Raw genomic sequence first — 15,908 nt, forward strand, 5'->3', positions numbered from 1 at the left:
GCTCTCTCCTCAGTGGGCCACGGCCGCGGCGCCGTGTTCGTCGATCAGTGCGCCCGTCGTGAAGCGTTCGAGGGCGAACGGGGCGTTCAGCGGATGCGGCTGGCCCGTGGCGATGGTGTGCGCGAAGGTCCACCCGGCCGCCGGGGTGGCCTTGAAGCCGCCGGTGCCCCAGCCGCAGTTGACGTACAGGTTCTCCACGGGAGTGGCACCGATGATCGGGGAGGCATCCGGGGTGACGTCGACGATGCCGCCCCAGGTGCGCAGCACATGGGCCCGGGCGAAGACGGGGAACAGCTCGACGGCGGCCGCCATCTGGTGCTCGATCACATGGAAGGAGCCGCGCTGCCCGTAGCCGTTGTACGCGTCGACGCCCGCGCCGAGCACCAGCTCGCCCTTGTGCGCCTGGGAGACGTAGACGTGCACATGGTTCGACATCACCACGGTGGGGTGCACCGGCTCGTGCAGCTCGGAGACCAGCGCCTGCAGCGGATGCGACTGCACCGGCAGCCGGAAACCGGCCAGCTCGGCCAGGACGCTGCTGTGCCCGGCCGCGGCGAGGCCGACCCGGCCGGCGCGGATGCGGCCGCGGTTGGTCTCCACGCCCAGGACCCGGTCGCCGTCCTTGAGGAAACCGGTGACCTCGCAGCCCTGGATCAGATCCACGCCCAGCTCGTCGGCCCGCCGGGCGAGTGCCCAGGCGACGTGGTCGTGCTTGGCGATCCCGGCCCGGGGCTGGAAGGTGGCGCCGAGGACCGGATACCGGGTGCGGGGAGAGACGTTGAGGATGGGGCAGACCTCGGCGACCTGCTCCGGCTCCAGCCATTCGGCGTCGACACCGTTGAGGCTGTTGGCGCCCACGCGGCGCACGCTGTCGCGGACGTCCTGGAGGGTGTGCGCGAGGTTGAGGACGCCGCGCTGGCTGAACAGGAAGTCGTAGTCCAGCTCCCCCGGCCACCGCTCCCACAGCTTCAGCGCGTGCTCGTAGATCGCCGAGCTCTCGTCCCACAGGTAGTTCGAGCGGATGATGGTGGTGTTGCGCGCCATGTTGCCGCCGGCCAGCCAGCCCTTCTCCAGGACGGCCACATTGGTGATGCCGTGGTTCTCGGCGAGGTAGTAGGCGGTGGCCAGGCCGTGGCCTCCCGCGCCGACGATGATGACGTCGTAGGAGGAACGCGGCTCGGGGTTGCGCCAGAGGAAGTCCGGGTGCTCCGGCAGCGGCTGGGTGGTCATGCCGCGTCTCCGTTCAGCTGGGGATGTTCAGGTGGGGGTAGAGGGGGAACGCGGTGGCGAGCTTGTCGACCCGGTCGCGCAGCAGGCCCGCCTGCTCGTCGCCGAACCGCTCGTCCTTCAGTGCCTGGGCGATGATGTCGGCCACCTCCCGGAACTCCGTCTCGCCGAAGCCGCGGGCGGCCAGGGCCGGGGTGCCGATCCGCAGCCCCGAGGAGACCATGGGCGGACGCGGGTCGAACGGCACCGCGTTGCGGTTGACGGTGATGCCGACGCGGTGCAGCCGGTCCTCGGCCTGCTGCCCGTCGAGCGCGGAGCCGCGCAGGTCCACGAGGACCAGATGGACTTCCGTGCCACCGGTCAGCACCGTGATCCCGGCCTCCGCCACATCGTCGGCCAGCAGCCGTCCGGCGAGGATGCGGGCACCGGCCAGGGTGCGCTGCTGGCGCTCGGTGAACTCCTCGCTCGCCGCCACCTTGAACGCCACCGCCTTCGCCGCGACGACGTGTTCCAGCGGGCCGCCCTGCTGGCCGGGGAAGACCGCCGAGTTGATCTTCTTGGCCAGGTCGGCGCGGCTGAGGATCACACCGCCGCGCGGGCCGCCGAGCGTCTTGTGCGTGGTGGTCGTCACGACGTCGGCGTACGGCACCGGGCTCGGGTGGAGGCCCGCGGCCACCAGCCCGGCGAAGTGCGCCATGTCCACCATCAGATACGCGCCCACCGCGTCCGCGATGCGGCGGAAGGCGGCGAAGTCCAGCCGGCGGGGGTAGGCCGACCACCCGGCGACGATCATCTTGGGCCGGTGGGCGAGAGCGAGCTGCTCGACCTCGTCCATGTCGACGCGCATGTCGGACTCGCGCACGTGGTACGGCACGACGTCGTACAGCTTGCCGGAGTAGTTGATGCGCATGCCGTGGGTCAGATGACCGCCGTGCGCCAGGTCCAGGCCGAGGATGGTGTCGCCGGGATCGAGCAGCGCGAACATCGCCGCCGCGTTGGCCTGGGCGCCGGAGTGCGGCTGGACGTTGGCGGCCTCCGCGCCGAAGAGCTGCTTCACCCGGGCGATGGCCAGCCGCTCGATGACGTCGACGTGCTCGCATCCGCCGTAGTAGCGGCGGCCCGGGTAGCCCTCCGCGTACTTGTTGGTGAGGACCGAGCCCTGGGCCTCCATGACCGCGGCCGGGGCGAAGTTCTCCGAGGCGATCATCTCCAGGGTCGACTGCTGACGGTGCAGCTCGGCGTCCACCGCGGTGGCGACATCCGGGTCGAGTTCGCTGAGCGGGAGGGAGAGGGGGGAGGTGACCGTGGTGATCGACGGGTTCGCTGCCATCTGTGCACCATCCTGAGAGCCAACTAATGGGCAACTGATATATCAGCCTCTGCGGTAAGGTATGGGAGCTCGCTGGACAGGTCAAGGGGGTTTCATGCGGCACGTGGCGACCGAGCCGAGGGGCGAGGAGCTGTCCCTCGCCGAGCGCGCCTACCGCGCCATCCGCGACCGGCTCGTGATGCTCGAGATCCGCCCGGGCGCGCCGATCAACGAGGACCAGCTGGCGCACTCCCTCGGCGTCGGGCGCACTCCGGTGCGCGAGGCGCTCAAGCGGCTCCAGTACGAGCGCCTGATCACGACCTACCCCCGGCGCGGCACCTTCGCCACCGAGGTCAACATCACCGATCTGGCCCATATCTCCGAGGTGCGCCAGGAGCTGGAGCCCCTGGCCGCCGCCCAGGCCGCGCGGCGCGCCACGGCCGCGGACCGCGAGGCCCTGACGGCCGCGCTGCGGGAGCTGGAGGGCATGGACGCCGGCCGGCACGGAGCCGATGAGCTGATGCGCCTGGACCTCTCGGTCCACCGCGCCATCTACGCCGCCACGCACAACCCGTACCTGGAGGACACCCTCGTCCGCCACGACAACCTGGCCACCCGCATCTGGTGTCTGTTCATCGACCGGCTGTCCGACATGGCGGGCCACGTCCAGGAGCACGGACCGCTGATCGAGGCGATCGTGGCCGGTGACCCGGAGAAGGCGGCACAGCTCGCCCACGATCACGTCGAGGGCTTCGAACGGGCCATCCGCGACGCGATCTGAGACGACGCCGCAGGCACCGGCCGACGTGCCGAGTGTGTGTCAGCGCGCGTCAGTGCCCGTCAGTGCGCCGCATCCCGGGGATCGTCCCGGCGCAGTCGGGGCCTGCCGACCAGGGTGGGGTCCGGGGGGCAGGTCCACCACTCCCCCGGTATCCGCCGCGTGCCGCTCGCCACGCGGCGCCGCGAAGGCGCAGGCCACGGCCAGCACGTGGGGCACGTCCTGGTCCTGGCCGAAGAGCCGGGCCGCGGGAGGCCGCCCGGGCCAGGATTGCTCGTCCAGTCCGGCCGGCCGTTCGGCGAGGGAGGGCGGTGCCGCCTGCCGCGTACTCGTCCGCGCATCAGTCGCCGACCAGTTCGTCGGCCAACTCGTGGGCGAGGTGCTGATACCGCCCCTGGTCAGGAAGTCGCCCAGGGCGCCGGTGGACTTCGTCACCAGGGAGGAATGACTCCCCCGCCCTCCCAGACCGCGTGGTCGTGGGCGAAGAGCACCCGGCGCGGATCGAAGTCGGCGAGCCGGTCCAGCCAGGGCCGGTACGGCGGAAGCGGTGGGGCCAGGCCGTCCCGGGCGGCATCGCGCGCCAGGTGGTCGGAGGCGAACTCGGAGGCGGTGTCGTGCGCCTGGCCGGCCAGGACGACCGTGCCGTCCGGCCGGCGGACGACGAGGGACTGGTGTCCGTCGGTGTGGCCGGGGGTGGGGATGATGCGGATACCGGGCCAGACCTCGGCCTCACCGGTGAGTTCCGTATACGTCGCGCCGGGGAAGTCGATCAGCTCGTCGATGGTGTGGCCGCCCCGGCGCGCGGTGGCCAGTTCCGTGGCCTGGACGAGGAGGGGGACGCCCGCCAGCAGGGGGTTGCCGCCGCAGTGGTCGAAGTGGAGGTGGCAGTTCACCACGAGGGTGATGTCGGCGAGGGTGGCACCGGCCGCCGCCAGCGCGGCCGGGAGGGCGCGGCGGCAGGGCCGGTAGTGGGCATCGGTCCCGGGGTTGCCGGCGCCGATGCCCGTGTCGAAGAGGAGCAGGCCCCGTTCGTGCCGCACCAGATAGCCGAGGACCGGCTCGACCCGCGGGTGTGGGCCGCCCGTCTCCGAGGACGGACGGATGAAGCAGCCGAGGTCGAGACGGCGGATCCCGATGTCGTTCACCATGGCCCCAGCGTGACAGGCCGCCCCTCGGAGCGGCGCCCGCCTCTGCCCTGGGCAGAGTGGGGATTCAGGGGGTCACCGCACGCCCGCCGGCCGCTCCACCGGAATTCGTGCGGGGTCAGGTATCCAGAGAGGCGGTCAGTCGGTCTGGAGCTGCCACACCGACCGCAGCACTCCGAGTCAGGCATGATGCGTCGCGTCACCACCACGGCAGGGAGTCTGGCCGCCGCAGGCGCCCTCGTCCTCGGCATGGCCCCCTCGGCCTCCGCCGCTCACGGCGACCTCTTCAACAGCACCTGGCGCGTCACCAACCCCAGCGGCTGCGTCGCCGTACCGCTGGAAAGCAACAGCTTCCACGTCTACAACCAGACCAACGAATACGCCCTCGCCTACCAGAACAACAACTGCACCGGGCCGGTCATCGATGTGATCCCGCCCGGTGGCCAGGCCCCAGGAGGCGCGATCGCCGTGCTGGGCCGAGCCGCCTGGATCAACTGACGAAACGGCGGGGCCGGGCCCGGGGACCGGTCCCGCCGCTGCTATCCGACCGCGGTGACGGCCGTCAGGAACGTTTGTCGATGGTGATGAACGGGTCCCATTGGAAGTACCCCACCGGATGCTGGTCGCTGTCCAGCAGCTGGAAGTAGAAGCGGTACGTGACCCGGCCGACCTTGCGGACGTCCGCCTCCCAGTAGTGGTCCTGGTAGTCCTGGGTGACGAAGTCCGGCTGGTCGACGGCCCCGTCCTTCGGCATCGGATAGGTGCCGTCGCCTATCACGATCCGCGGTTTGCTGATGAGTGGATCGCTGCTCACGTACCGGTACAGCAGGGCGCAGTATTCGCTGTTGAGCGACAGCGTCGTCTCGCGCCACCTGATGATGTCCCGGGGGTTGGCCCGGAAGTTCAGCTCGGCTCCCGAGGTGCCGACGACGCGGTCGTGACGCGTCGTCATGTAGATCAAGTCGTGGTCGACCTGGGTCGGCGCGTCGGGGTTCCGCGACGCGTTGGGGTAGCGCTGGGCGATGGTGAACGCGTCGAACGCGATCATCACGTTGATGAACTCGGACATGTTCCTAACCCCTTTTCTGTTGCACCTTGTACGCCATCGCCCGCGGGTAGTCGTGCCGGTGCAGGCGGACGCGGACCAGCAGTGGTCCGGCGTTGAGCGGGTCGGTGGGGTCGGCGAGGCGGGCCAGCAGCTCGTCCAGCTCCGAGGTGTGCGCGATGCTGATTCCGTTCGCCGGGGTCTTCTTGCCGGAGAAGACCTCCGCGAGGCGGTCGTAGTGCCACGGGTGGAGGACGTTGTAGAAGTCCGCGTCGTCCGTGGCGTCGTCGGCGTAGTAGGACGGGTGCACCAGCATCTGCTCGATGCCGTAGAAGTGCCCGTTGTCCATGACGAACACCACCGATCGCAGCCCGAGCCTGGTGTGGGTGGAGATCTCCTGGCAGGTTTCCTGGAAGGCTCCGTCGCCGACGAACACCATCGGGCGGGCGTGCTCGCGCTCGGGGGCGAGCGCGGCGCCGGTGGCCGCGCCGACGGACCAGCCGATGGACAGCCAGCTGATCTGCGACAGGAATCCGCCCGCGGGCAGGCTCAGGTTCATCGAGCCGATGAGGGAGAACGCGGCGTCGGAGACGACCGTCCAGTCCGCTTGCGTCTCCTGGCCCAGGAAGTGGTTGATCCGGTCGAACACGCCGTCGTAGGTGAGCCGTTCGCCGTGCCGGGACCGCGAACCGCTGATGCGGAGCGTGGCCCGGTGGTTACGGAGGCTGGCGGGGCGGTCGCCGGGCGCGCCGTGGTGGGCGTGGGCCTCGGCGTAATAGTCGGCGGCCAGGCCTCCGGATCCGAAGCGCTTCACCAGCGCGTCCTGGAGGGCGGGCAGCAGCCGCTCGAGCTGGACGTCGGGGAAGTAGCGGGTGCCGACGCTGACGCCGCCCTGGGCGGCCATCACCCAGTCGGTGCCGACGCACTGATCGCCGCCGAGGTTCTTCGACGTGGACCAGGCGCCCAGGCCGATCCGGCAGGTGGCCCAGTCCTTGAAGATCCAGTGCACATCCGGGTGGCTGGCGTCTCCGTTGTAGACACCGTGGAACTGCCGCAGGTCCTCGTCGACGACGGCCTTGGCACCGACGGTGGTGCAGAAGGGCACTCCGGTGGCGTCGGTCAGGTCGGTGAGCCGGCCGCCGAGGCGGAACCGGTCGATCTCCTCACCGGCCCACACGATCGGGCGGGGCCTGCCGTCCGGGCCGGGGTGTTCGTCGATCAGGGTGAGGACGGCGTCCACCGCGCTGTCCAGCATGGTCTGGTTGCGGGTGCTGAACGGCCGCTCACGGCGGACGAGGGGCTGCTCGGCGGCGGCGCACGGCTCGTCCCACAGGTCCTCCATGACCTCCAGGTAGACCGGCCTGCGCTCGGACAGGCAGGCGGTGAGCGCGGCGTCGATCTGACCGGGGGCGAGGCCCGGGTTGGAGATGACCTGCGCTTCCACGGTGACCTGCCGGTAGACGTCCAGGTTGCTCTCCCGGCGGGGGCTCATATGAGAGGTGAGCATGCCGAGGGCGCGGTAGTTCTGCCACTGCTCGTAGGGCGGACAGGCGTTGATGGCGACGAGCGGGGTGTGCTCGACGTACGCGCCGCCGCAGGCGCCCAGCAGGTTGAACGCGCCGACGCTGTAGGTGACCGCGGCCGCGCCGATGCCGTGGACGCGGGCATAGGCGTCGGCGGCCTGGCCCGCCCCGCCCTCCGTGGGGGTGCCGACCCATGCGACGTCGCCCTCGTCCCGCAGGGCGGTGAGGAACGGGCCCAGGTGGTTGCCGGGGACGCCGAACAGATGGGTGATGCCCAACTCGGCCAGGCGGCGGGCCAGATAGCGGGCGACCGTGCACTCGGGGAAGATCGCGGTCATGAGCGGCCCCCCTGGTTCGGGCCCGGGGTGGTGACCCGCGGGGCCTGGTGCACGGCGGTGGCGGCGCGGACGGCGCTCTCCAGGGCGCCCTCGATCCACGCGTGCTTGAGGGAGGTGTGCTCCCCGGCGAAGTGGACGGGGCCTTCGGGGCGGGAGACGTCCAGGTGGAAGCTGGTCATCTGGTGCGCGGTGTAGATGGCGGCCTCTCCGAACGCGTACGGGTCGCGGGCCCAGCTCTTGGTGGCACCCCGGCCGGTGAAGAACACCTCGATGCGACGGCCGTGCAGGGCCTGGAGGTTGCGCAAGGCGTAGACGTAGCGCTCATCGCTGCGCATCGAGTCCCAGCGCGCGGCGTCGTCGGACCAGGAGTACGAGGCGAGCACCACGCCGCCGGTGCTGCCCTCGACGCGGTGCGAGGGGTAGTACATGAACCGGTTGGGGTTGTCGGTGGCGGAGCCCCCTCCGAAGCAGTGGGAGGCGGGGCGGACGGCGGGGCCGCGCAGCGGCATGGTGCTGTTGAGCCGCCGCATGTCCTCGGTGACGCTGCTGTCCTTGACCGCGGCGCCGAGCAGGTCGGCACCGGCCTCGGCGAGCAGGGTGGCGGGGGCGGTTCCGGCGTCCCGTTCGCCGCTCGCCTGGTAATGCTCGTAGAGGCCCGGGGCGATGCTCTCCAGTTCGTTGCGCCAGTCCTGCTCGGTGAACTCCCACCAGCGGTGGCTGAACTCCAGCAGCACCTTGGTGGCCTGGTCGTAGTGGGTCTCGATGATGGCGCGGCGCTTCTTGTACGACATCGAGGGGACGATTTCCACGAAGCGCAGGGCGGAGAACGGGATGGTGACGATCGCCAGGTCCGCGGTCCACTGGCGCGGCGCGGCCTGCGGGTCGTTCTCGGCGACGGTCCGCACCGCCACGCCCCACCCGTCGGGTCCGACGGCGTCGCTGCCCTCGGGGGCGGCATCGCGGCTGGGGTCGTGGTATTCGAGGCGGATCATGCGGTGGCCGGCCTTCACCTCGTCGCGCAGCCCCTGGTGGAGGGCGTGGGGCAGACGCCAACTGCCGCCGGGTATCTCCCAGTAGCGGACGCCGGGGTTGATGTCGCTACGGCTCAGGAAGCTGTGGAAGAAGGAGAGGTGCAGCCGCGACGACATGTTCTCCAACGTTCCGACGGCCTCGATCGCCTCGTCGCTGAGCCCGCCGCAGTCGCGCAGGAAACCGCCCATGGAGTAGCCGTCGAAGTCGCGGATCACCCGGGCCCAGCCCTCGACCCACTGGTCGAACGGCTTGTTGACGCGCCGCCCGTCGACGATGTCGGAGTAGTAGTCGCGTACGTGCTCCAGCGCGTCGTCGACCATCTTCACCACGGGCGCGCGGACCTCGTCGTCGGTGAGGTGGAAGCCCTCGTTGATCCGTTCGGGGGCGGTGTTGTAGTCGGCACGCCGCACCTGGACGCGGTTGGCGCGGATCCAGGAGTTGCCGCGCTTGTCGGGTTCCCGGAAGCCGGGGCTGTCCTCGCCGTGGGTCCAGGTGTGTCCGGTGAAGGAGGTGTACGTCACCGGGGGCACCGCGACGCCGGGGCCGCTGCCGGTGGAGGGGTCGATGTCCACGTGGTAGAACTGCCGGCGGCCCAGCCCGAGCTTGTCGACGAGGGCGAGGACGAGCGGATGGAAGTCGGGCAGCCGCATGGCCCCGGCCTCGGCGTACTGGGCGGAGTCGTCGAACGGCTGGTGGTGCTTGGTGGCGCGGAAGGTCTTGATGCGTCCGCCGACACGGCTGGCGTTGGCCTCCAGGATGGTGACGTCGTGACCGGCGTCCTTGAGCAGACGGCCGGCGACGAGGCCGGTGATACCGGCGCCGATGATGAGGATCTTCTTGCGCGGGTGCGGGGTGCCGCCGAGGTCACCCGTGTCGATCAGAGTCCGCAGATAGCCGAGCTTGAGGTCCTCGTCGTCCGGACCGATGAGGAGGAGTTCGCGGGCGAGCCGGAGACACGTCTGCCAACGCGCACGGGCGGCGGAGTTACCGCGTGGGGTGTCCGTCATAGCCCGCGATCCTAAAGACGAGGAAACGGTTATTCAGTTATCCCGGCAGGCAATGCATTGGCAAAGTCCAAAAAGTGGCGGACAGGCGTTGACGGAATTTCACCTTGTCCGCCATTTCGGGGAAGGGACTGAAAACCACGCCCGGGACAGAAGGGGATTGGAGGCGGCACCGAGGGCATCGAGGGCGGACGCGCCGGCCAGTTCATCGAACTGGCCGGCGAGTACCGACCCTCACCAAATCGCCAGGCCAAACGGAGTTCGAACGCGAGGACGCCGTCGCACCGCCGAATTCCATGGCCAACGATTTTACGAGCGCAGCACCGTGGTGGTCTTGTTCCCGGCGTAGTCCTCCAGCACCGCCACGACCTTGCTGTTCGGGCTGGACATGGTCACGGTCATCGCCGCACGGGTGGTGCGGCCGCGGACGATGTACGGTTTGCCGCCCGAACCGTAGGTCGTGGCGAACGACTTCGGCTGACCGTCTTCGAGGACGGTGAGGGTGTGCCAGTCCGGGAGGGTGGGGCGGGAGAAGGTGAAGGTGTTGCCCGCGACCTTCACGGCGGACGTGGGGTAGGGGCTGATATCGGTGTCGGCGAAGGCGCCTCGTACGCCGGTGGCCGTGCCGTCGGCGGTCTTCACGGTGAGGAGGTATTTCTCTCCGTCGACCGGTACGCCGGTCAGGGTCACACTCGACCGCTTGCCCGGCACCGTGACCTCCTTGGTGTAGGGCTTGGAGGTGTCGAGGCCGCGGACGGCCACGGTGACCGGCTCACCGGTCCGCCTCGGGGACCAGGTCGCCTTCAGGGCGCCGTCGGGGGCCGCCTTGGCGGTCACGTCGGCCGGTGCGGTGGACAGGTCGAACGAGACGGTCGCGGGCTTGCTCCGGGTGCCGTCGGGGCCGACCGCCACGAGCTTCAGCTTCCCCGAGGTGGCGGTGAACCGCTTGACGTAGTAGACGTCGTCGTAGATGCCACCGAGGTAGGTGTCGTCGAGGTAGACGTCGTAGCGGCGCACCGTGTCGTAGTCGCTGCGCTGCCAGGACAGGAACAGCTCATCGCTGCCGGGCAACAACTGGTCGATGCGCAGCTTCTTCGGTGTCGCCGGGGTGCGGTCGACGCCGTCGTGCAGCGCCAGGGCGCCCACGTTGACCTGGTAGTCCTTGATCGGCTGGGCCCCCGCCGCGACGACCAGGCCGAGGGAGGCGATGCGCTCACCGGCGTACTTCGACAGATCGGCGGAGACGGTGGTCCAGCCGCTGGTGCGCTTGCCGGTGCCGGACAGGGGCACCTGCACCACCTTGCCCGGGTCGGAGGCGAGCACCAGCGCGAGCCGCAGCTGGGAGTCGTCGTCCGCCGAGGGCTTGGTGTAGGTCAGGTCGAGGGTCGAGGCCGGCTTGACGCTCAGGTCGGTCTTGTAGAGGCGGATGGTGTTGTCGCTGTCGAGCGTGCCGCTGAGGGCCAGGGAGCTGCCGCCGTTGTAGGCGCCGATCTTCTGGTACGAGAAGCGGTCGGCGGGCGTGTACTCGGGGCCGTAGTCGAAGTCGGCCTTGAGGGGCGAGCGTGCGGCGTCGATCCACCACTGCCAGGTCACCGGGATGTCCTGGAGGTTGATGTTGCCCCACTCCGCGTCGCCTGAGAGCTTGCCGTCGCTCCACGTCGACAGGCCGTGCCCGGTGTTGAAGGACGTCGCGAAGGTGCTGCCCTTGATGACGGAGCGCTCGGCGATGTATTTCGAGATGCCCTTCCAGTTGCCCTCGGGTGTGGTGGACCCCTGGGACGAGCCGGTCCACCAGCGGCGTTCCCGGTCGAAGACGGCCGACTGGGCCGTGTCGTCGGTCTTCTTGGCGTAGTCGGAGGAGACGAAGTCGGCGCCGAGCGTGGCGATGCCGTTCATGGGGGCGCCGTCGGTGTCGAGGTTGCTGTCGAGGTCGTACGGCTGGTCGAACTGGTACATGCCCGCCTCGACACCGGCGAAGACGCTTTTGCGCGGGTCCAGGCCCAGGCCCTTCGCGTAGGTCTTCGACCGGGTGAGCTTGGTCTTGTTCCACCAGTAGTTGAGGAAGATGGAGTCGGACACGTCGCCCTGGGCGTTGTCCCGGACGAACGGGCCGTTCACCGAGTTGAACTCGTTCTGGTACGAGATCCTGCCGGTGGAGTTGTCGATGGAGTCGTACCACTGCACGTACAGGCCGCCGTCCCGCAGCTGCTTCAGGAACTTCTTGTAGGTGGGGATGTCGGCCGGGGCGACCGCGTCCTCCTGGTTGATGAAGTAGCCGTCGAAGCCGTAGTACGTGGCGACCTCGATGAGCTTCGCGGCGGCGGGGAAGGTGCCGTCGGCGTCCCGCTGGAGCAGTTCGGTGTACGCCTGGTCACCCCGGTCGTTCGGGGAGAAGAAGACGCAGCCCAGGGACCGCACGCCGTTGGCGTGGGCGGCGTTGGTGTAGCCGGGGTTGGGGAGGTTGACCGCCCCGAACTCGAACCACTTCTCCTTCCAGTCGAGCTTCGGGTCGTAGTAGTCCACGGGTACGCCCTCGGTGGGCATGCCGTGCCAGGACGCGTACACGTCGGCGTACTGCCAGTAGTTGAAGAGGTACTGGCTGAACTCGTTTGTGTACGGGTGGCTTTCGAAGAACGCGTTGCCGTAGTCGCCCGCCAGGGTGAGCATCTGGGTGTCGGCCGGAAGCGCCGGTGTGCGCTGGGTCGCCGCGTCGGGGGCTATGCGGGTCTGGAGGGGCACCTTGGCGCGCAGCAGCTCGGCGTCGGTGTCGTCGGCGGGGTTCCACCGCAGCAGGTCGGTGGAGGAGTAGCCGTGCTGGTAGGGCTGGTGGGCCCCGACGGCGCTCTCCCCCGGCCAGGGGAGGGTGTCGCTCGCCAGGGCACTGCCGGCGCCCAGGATCAGGGCCAGGGCCGCTGCCAGGGCGCCGGTGCGTATCCGGGCGGGGGTCCGTCTTCTGCTGCCGTGGTGTCGCCGTTGTCGTGCCATGCCATGTCCTCGCTTCCCTGGTGGGGGCGGATCGTGGTGCGCAGATCGTGCACGTACAGGTCGGTGCGGGCCCGTGCGGTGGCGCCCTCGGCGAAGCAGCGCGCGGAGGGCAGCTCCCAGACGACGGTGATGTGGCCGCGCGGCGGGACGGTGACCCGGCGGAAGGCGAGGAGTTCGCGTCGCCGGGGCAGCACCGTCCCGCCGGTGCGGTGGCCGAACAGGGGGACGATGACCTCGGCCTCGGTGGGGGCGGGGTTGGTGACGCCGACTTCGACGCGTACGGTGCGCTCGGCCACGTGGGCGGTGAGGTGGCCGAAGGCGACGGTCCCGTAGCGCAGGCCGTGCCCGAAGGGGAACAGCACCGGGTCCGGTGCGTCCCGGTAGACATCGGTGGCCGCGTGGCGGTCGTTGTACCGCACGGGTATGGCTCCGGAGTGGCGGGGCGCGGTGAACGGCAGCAGGCCGACGGGTTCGTGGCCGCCGAGGAGCGCGTCGGTGAGGGCGGCGGCGCCGTGGGGACCGGGGTAGCCGGCCCACAGCACGGCGTCCGTGTGGTCCGTCACCGTGGTGAGGACGTGCGGTCTGCCCGCGATGACCACCGCGACGACGGGGCAGGCGGAGCGGGCGCGTACGGCGGTGACCAGGTCGTCCTGGCCTCCGGGCAGGGACACGTCCGCGAGGTCGACGCCCTCTCCGGATGTCGCCACCGCGGCGTGGCCCGCGACGGCCCCGTTGTCGGCGAAGTCGTCGTCGTAGGCGCGGTGGCTCGTCCCGCCGAGGGCGAGGATCACGACGTCGGCGCCGCACAGGTCGGCCCGGGAGGGCGGGCCCGGCGGGCACACGATCTCGGTGTGGGGCAGCGCCTGGCGCAGCGCGTGTTCCAGGGAGAGTACCGATGACGCGGGGAGCGGCGGCACGTAGTCGCCCAGCATCGCGGTGACATCGTGGGCGTTGGGCCCGGCGAGCACCACCTTGGTGAGGGATGGCGCGGCCAGCGGCAGCAGCCGGTCCGGGTTGTGCAGCAGGACCAGGGACTGGCGGGCCAGGCGCCGGGACAGCCGGTCCGTCGTGCGCACGGCCAGGGTGAGCCGCTCGCGGCCGGGCGTGGGCCGGGCCGGGCCGGGGGTTTCCGGCAGCAGGCCCAGGCGGTGTTTGAGGGTGAGCACCCGGCGGCAGGCGGCGTCGACCAGTTCGGCCACGCGGGTGTCCCGGGCCGCGGCGGTTTCCAGCAGGGCGAAGGAGTCGTCCCACAGCGAGAGATCCACACCGGCCTCGAGGGCGGCCACGGCCGCGGCCTCCGGGCTTCCGGTCATCGCGGTCAGGCGGTCCACGGCCCGGCCGTCCGCCATGACGACGCCGTCGAACCCGCACTCGGCGCGCAGGAAGCCGGTGAGCAGGTCGCGGTTGGCGCAGCAGGGCACGCCGTCGATGTCGTTGTAGGCGGCCATGAAGCCCAGCGCCCCCGCCTCGACCGCTGCCCGGACACTCGGCAGATGCAGTTCGCGCAGGTCACGGGGGCCGATGACGGAGGACTGGCCGTTGCGTCCGCCGACCGCCTCGCCCTGGGCCGCCAGGTGTTTGAGCACGACGGCGACGCCGTCCGCGCCGTCGTGCCCGCCCTGCATCCCGGTCACCACGGCGCGGGTGAGTTCGGCGGCGAGCAGCGGGTCTTCCCCGAAGCACTCCTCGGCCCGCCCCCAGCGCGGGTCGCGCAGCAGGTCCAGCGCCGAGACCAGCGCCAGATGCACCCCGCTCGCCGCCAGCTCGGCGGCGACGGCCGCCGCCGCCTCGGTCAGCAGATCCGGGTCCCAGCCCGCGGCGACGGCCAGGTTGGTGGGCAGCAGCGTTCCGCCGAGGGCTTGGTGGCCGTGGGGTGCCTCTTCCGAGAGGAGCACCCCGATGCGGTGGCGGCCGGCCCGGGCCACTTCCTCCTGGACCAGGGCCGCGACCTCGCCGCGCTCCTCGGGACGGATGCCGTCGTGCCAGGAGCGGCCCGACCAGGCGTCGGCGCGGAACAGCCCGTACAGGGCCCCGAGGCCGCCCCAGCGGTCGATCTCGGCGCGGGCCCGGCGGGTGAGCCGGAAGCCGCCCCGAGGGGCGCGTTCGACCGCCTGCCAGCCGTACAGGCGCTGGTTGAGCTGGCCGGCCTTCTCCCGTGGGGTCAGCTCGCTGAGGAGGCGTTCGACGGTGGCGGGGGCGGTGGCGGTGGCGGGAGCGTGTTCAGTGTTCGGCATGGGTGTGTGCCCGGTCGAGTACGGCCGCGTCGCTGACCGAGGTGTAGAAGGTGCGCCCGGTCGGTTCGGCGTGGACGAGGGAGGTGATGCCACGGGCGCCCAGCGCGCCCGGGTCGGCGGCGGACGCGGACGTGACCAGGGCGGGAGGTGCTCCGGCGCGGGCGCGTCGCATCCATGTCTCGAACACGCCGCCGCCCGGGGACAGTTCGGCGCGGGATACGGGGACGTCCTCCCCGTCGACCGGGACCACGACGGCTTCCCGCCGGGGCGAGGGGCGTGGTCGGCCGCGGAGTTCCGCGGCGAGTGCGGCGAAGCGGTGGCCGATCGGCTTCACCGCGCCGTCGGCGCCGATGAGGCCGAGGCTGTGCTCGAGGTCAGGGAAGTCTCCGAGCCGGCGGTCCACGTCGTGCGAGCACCACCAGGTGATGCCCCACAGCGCCTCGCTGCCGGCCGCCGCTCGTACGGTCCGTTCGAGGAAGCCGGGCGCCTGATCCTCGGTGAGATGGCTGAGCGGGGCGCCGACCTCCTGGAGCCACACCGGGCGGGCGGGGTCGGCGGCGAAGGCGCGGGACAGCTCGATGAGGTAGGCGGCGTGGTGGACGGACTCGTGGGACATGGCGCCGTAGCCCTGCGCCGTGCCATTGAAGATCCACGAGTGGACGACGCTCATCCGGCCGTGCCGTGCGGAGTGGGCCGGGACGAAGGCGTGGCCGTCGGCGTACCAGACGGCGTCGTATTCGGCGTTGAGCCGGAAGTGGCCAGGGTCGCGCGGGCCGGTGCCGTGCAGGGCGTCGAGCCAGGAGGTCACCTGGTGGGGGGTGGCGGGCATGGGGTTGGGGTGCACCGCGGAGGTGAACTGGTTGACCTCGTTGCCCAGGGTCAGCCCGAGGAAGTTGGGCAGATCGTGCAGCTGCTCGTCGAACGCCTCGACCAGCCGGGCCTGGGCGGCGATGGCGTCGGGGTCGCTGAACATGCTGCGCCGGTGCCAGTCCGTCAGCCAGCTGGGCACGAAGTCGAAGCCGGACAGATGCCCCTGGAGGACGTCGACACTCGCGTCGAGACCGGCCTCACCGGCGATGTCCACGACCGCGCGGATGTCCTGGAGGGCGCGGTGGCGGATCAGCGTGCGGTTCGGTTGCACCACGGGCCACAGCGGCAGGATGCGTACGTGGTCGATTCCCAGGCCCGCCAGGGCCTTCATGTCGCGGCGGGTGTTCTCCGGGTCCGGGGCCAGCCAGGAGTAGAACCAGTCCTGGGAGGGCGTGTAGTTGACTCCAAACCTCAGCAT

11 protein-coding genes are annotated in these 15,908 nt (G+C 70.7%); 2 read left to right on the top strand and 9 right to left on the bottom strand.

The features are described from left to right. Positions 1-9 precede the first annotated feature (9 nt). Positions 10-1,230 carry a sarcosine oxidase subunit beta family protein gene (locus ABZ562_RS01925; RefSeq protein ID WP_361472595.1) on the bottom strand — a complete coding sequence of 407 codons (1,221 nt, stop codon included), beginning with the start codon at positions 1,228-1,230 and terminating at the stop codon, positions 10-12. Positions 1,231-1,243: 13 nt separating this feature from the next. Then, the gene (gene glyA / locus ABZ562_RS01930; protein ID WP_361472598.1) at positions 1,244-2,557 is read right to left on the bottom strand and encodes a serine hydroxymethyltransferase; all 1,314 of its coding nucleotides are present in this window, start codon (positions 2,555-2,557) and stop codon (positions 1,244-1,246) included. 94 nt (positions 2,558-2,651) lie between these two features. On the opposite strand from glyA, the gene ABZ562_RS01935 reads away from it, so the two are divergent. Next, positions 2,652-3,317, top strand: a complete 666-nt coding sequence (locus tag ABZ562_RS01935) for a GntR family transcriptional regulator (RefSeq protein WP_361472601.1) — start codon at positions 2,652-2,654, stop codon at positions 3,315-3,317. 428 nt (positions 3,318-3,745) lie between these two features. On the opposite strand, the gene ABZ562_RS01940 is transcribed toward ABZ562_RS01935, so the two are convergent. Continuing rightward, positions 3,746-4,462 carry an MBL fold metallo-hydrolase gene (locus ABZ562_RS01940; RefSeq protein ID WP_361472604.1) on the bottom strand — a complete coding sequence of 239 codons (717 nt, stop codon included), beginning with the start codon at positions 4,460-4,462 and terminating at the stop codon, positions 3,746-3,748. 183 nt (positions 4,463-4,645) lie between these two features. Between ABZ562_RS01940 and ABZ562_RS01945 the strand changes: the two genes are divergently transcribed. Next, complete coding sequence (locus tag ABZ562_RS01945; protein ID WP_361472607.1) at positions 4,646-4,957, top strand: hypothetical protein; 312 nt, start codon at positions 4,646-4,648, stop codon at positions 4,955-4,957. A 64-nt stretch (positions 4,958-5,021) separates the two neighbouring features. Here ABZ562_RS01945 and ABZ562_RS01950 read toward each other — a convergent pair whose 3' ends face one another. The 6 genes from ABZ562_RS01950 to ABZ562_RS01975 all read right to left on the bottom strand — a co-directional run bounded on the left by ABZ562_RS01950 (position 5,022) and on the right by ABZ562_RS01975 (position 15,908). Next, a complete protein-coding gene (locus tag ABZ562_RS01950) occupies positions 5,022-5,528 on the bottom strand; it encodes an inclusion body family protein (protein ID WP_361472610.1) in 507 nt (168 codons plus the stop codon). Positions 5,529-5,532: 4 nt separating this feature from the next. Then, on the bottom strand, positions 5,533-7,365 hold the full coding sequence (locus ABZ562_RS01955) for a thiamine pyrophosphate-binding protein (protein ID WP_361472613.1): 1,833 nt from the start codon (positions 7,363-7,365) through the stop codon (positions 5,533-5,535). Further along, positions 7,362-9,404 carry an FAD-dependent oxidoreductase gene (locus tag ABZ562_RS01960; protein WP_361472616.1) on the bottom strand — a complete coding sequence of 681 codons (2,043 nt, stop codon included), beginning with the start codon at positions 9,402-9,404 and terminating at the stop codon, positions 7,362-7,364. Before ABZ562_RS01960 ends, ABZ562_RS01955 begins: the two co-directional genes overlap by 4 nt. 306 nt (positions 9,405-9,710) lie before the next feature. After that, the gene (locus ABZ562_RS01965; RefSeq protein WP_361472619.1) at positions 9,711-12,386 is read right to left on the bottom strand and encodes an endo-beta-N-acetylglucosaminidase; all 2,676 of its coding nucleotides are present in this window, start codon (positions 12,384-12,386) and stop codon (positions 9,711-9,713) included. Next, on the bottom strand, positions 12,299-14,620 hold the full coding sequence (locus ABZ562_RS01970) for a glycoside hydrolase family 3 N-terminal domain-containing protein (protein ID WP_361472622.1): 2,322 nt from the start codon (positions 14,618-14,620) through the stop codon (positions 12,299-12,301). The genes ABZ562_RS01965 and ABZ562_RS01970 overlap by 88 nt, the downstream gene beginning before the upstream one ends. After that, positions 14,607-15,908, bottom strand: a complete 1,302-nt coding sequence (locus ABZ562_RS01975) for a glycosyl hydrolase (protein WP_361472625.1) — start codon at positions 15,906-15,908, stop codon at positions 14,607-14,609. Before ABZ562_RS01975 ends, ABZ562_RS01970 begins: the two co-directional genes overlap by 14 nt.

The sequence above is a fragment of the Streptomyces sp. NPDC019937 genome (genome assembly GCF_040631655.1).
Classification (GTDB): Bacteria; Actinomycetota; Actinomycetes; order Streptomycetales; family Streptomycetaceae; genus Streptomyces.

What these genes read in the sequence shown, in the direction of transcription:
- ABZ562_RS01925 (WP_361472595.1), bottom strand. Translation starts at nt 1,230, where the DNA reads ATGACCACCCAGCCGCTGCCGGAGCACCCGGACTTCCTCTGGCGCAAC.
- glyA (WP_361472598.1), bottom strand. Translation starts at nt 2,557, where the DNA reads ATGGCAGCGAACCCGTCGATCACCACGGTCACCTCCCCCCTCTCCCTC.
- ABZ562_RS01935 (WP_361472601.1), top strand. Translation starts at nt 2,652, where the DNA reads ATGCGGCACGTGGCGACCGAGCCGAGGGGCGAGGAGCTGTCCCTCGCC.
- ABZ562_RS01940 (WP_361472604.1), bottom strand. Translation starts at nt 4,462, where the DNA reads ATGGTGAACGACATCGGGATCCGCCGTCTCGACCTCGGCTGCTTCATC.
- ABZ562_RS01945 (WP_361472607.1), top strand. Translation starts at nt 4,646, where the DNA reads ATGATGCGTCGCGTCACCACCACGGCAGGGAGTCTGGCCGCCGCAGGC.
- ABZ562_RS01950 (WP_361472610.1), bottom strand. Translation starts at nt 5,528, where the DNA reads ATGTCCGAGTTCATCAACGTGATGATCGCGTTCGACGCGTTCACCATC.
- ABZ562_RS01955 (WP_361472613.1), bottom strand. Translation starts at nt 7,365, where the DNA reads ATGACCGCGATCTTCCCCGAGTGCACGGTCGCCCGCTATCTGGCCCGC.
- ABZ562_RS01960 (WP_361472616.1), bottom strand. Translation starts at nt 9,404, where the DNA reads ATGACGGACACCCCACGCGGTAACTCCGCCGCCCGTGCGCGTTGGCAG.
- ABZ562_RS01965 (WP_361472619.1), bottom strand. Translation starts at nt 12,386, where the DNA reads ATGGCACGACAACGGCGACACCACGGCAGCAGAAGACGGACCCCCGCC.
- ABZ562_RS01970 (WP_361472622.1), bottom strand. Translation starts at nt 14,620, where the DNA reads ATGCCGAACACTGAACACGCTCCCGCCACCGCCACCGCCCCCGCCACC.
- ABZ562_RS01975 (WP_361472625.1), bottom strand. Translation starts at nt 15,908, where the DNA reads ATGCTGAGGTTTGGAGTCAACTACACGCCCTCCCAGGACTGGTTCTAC.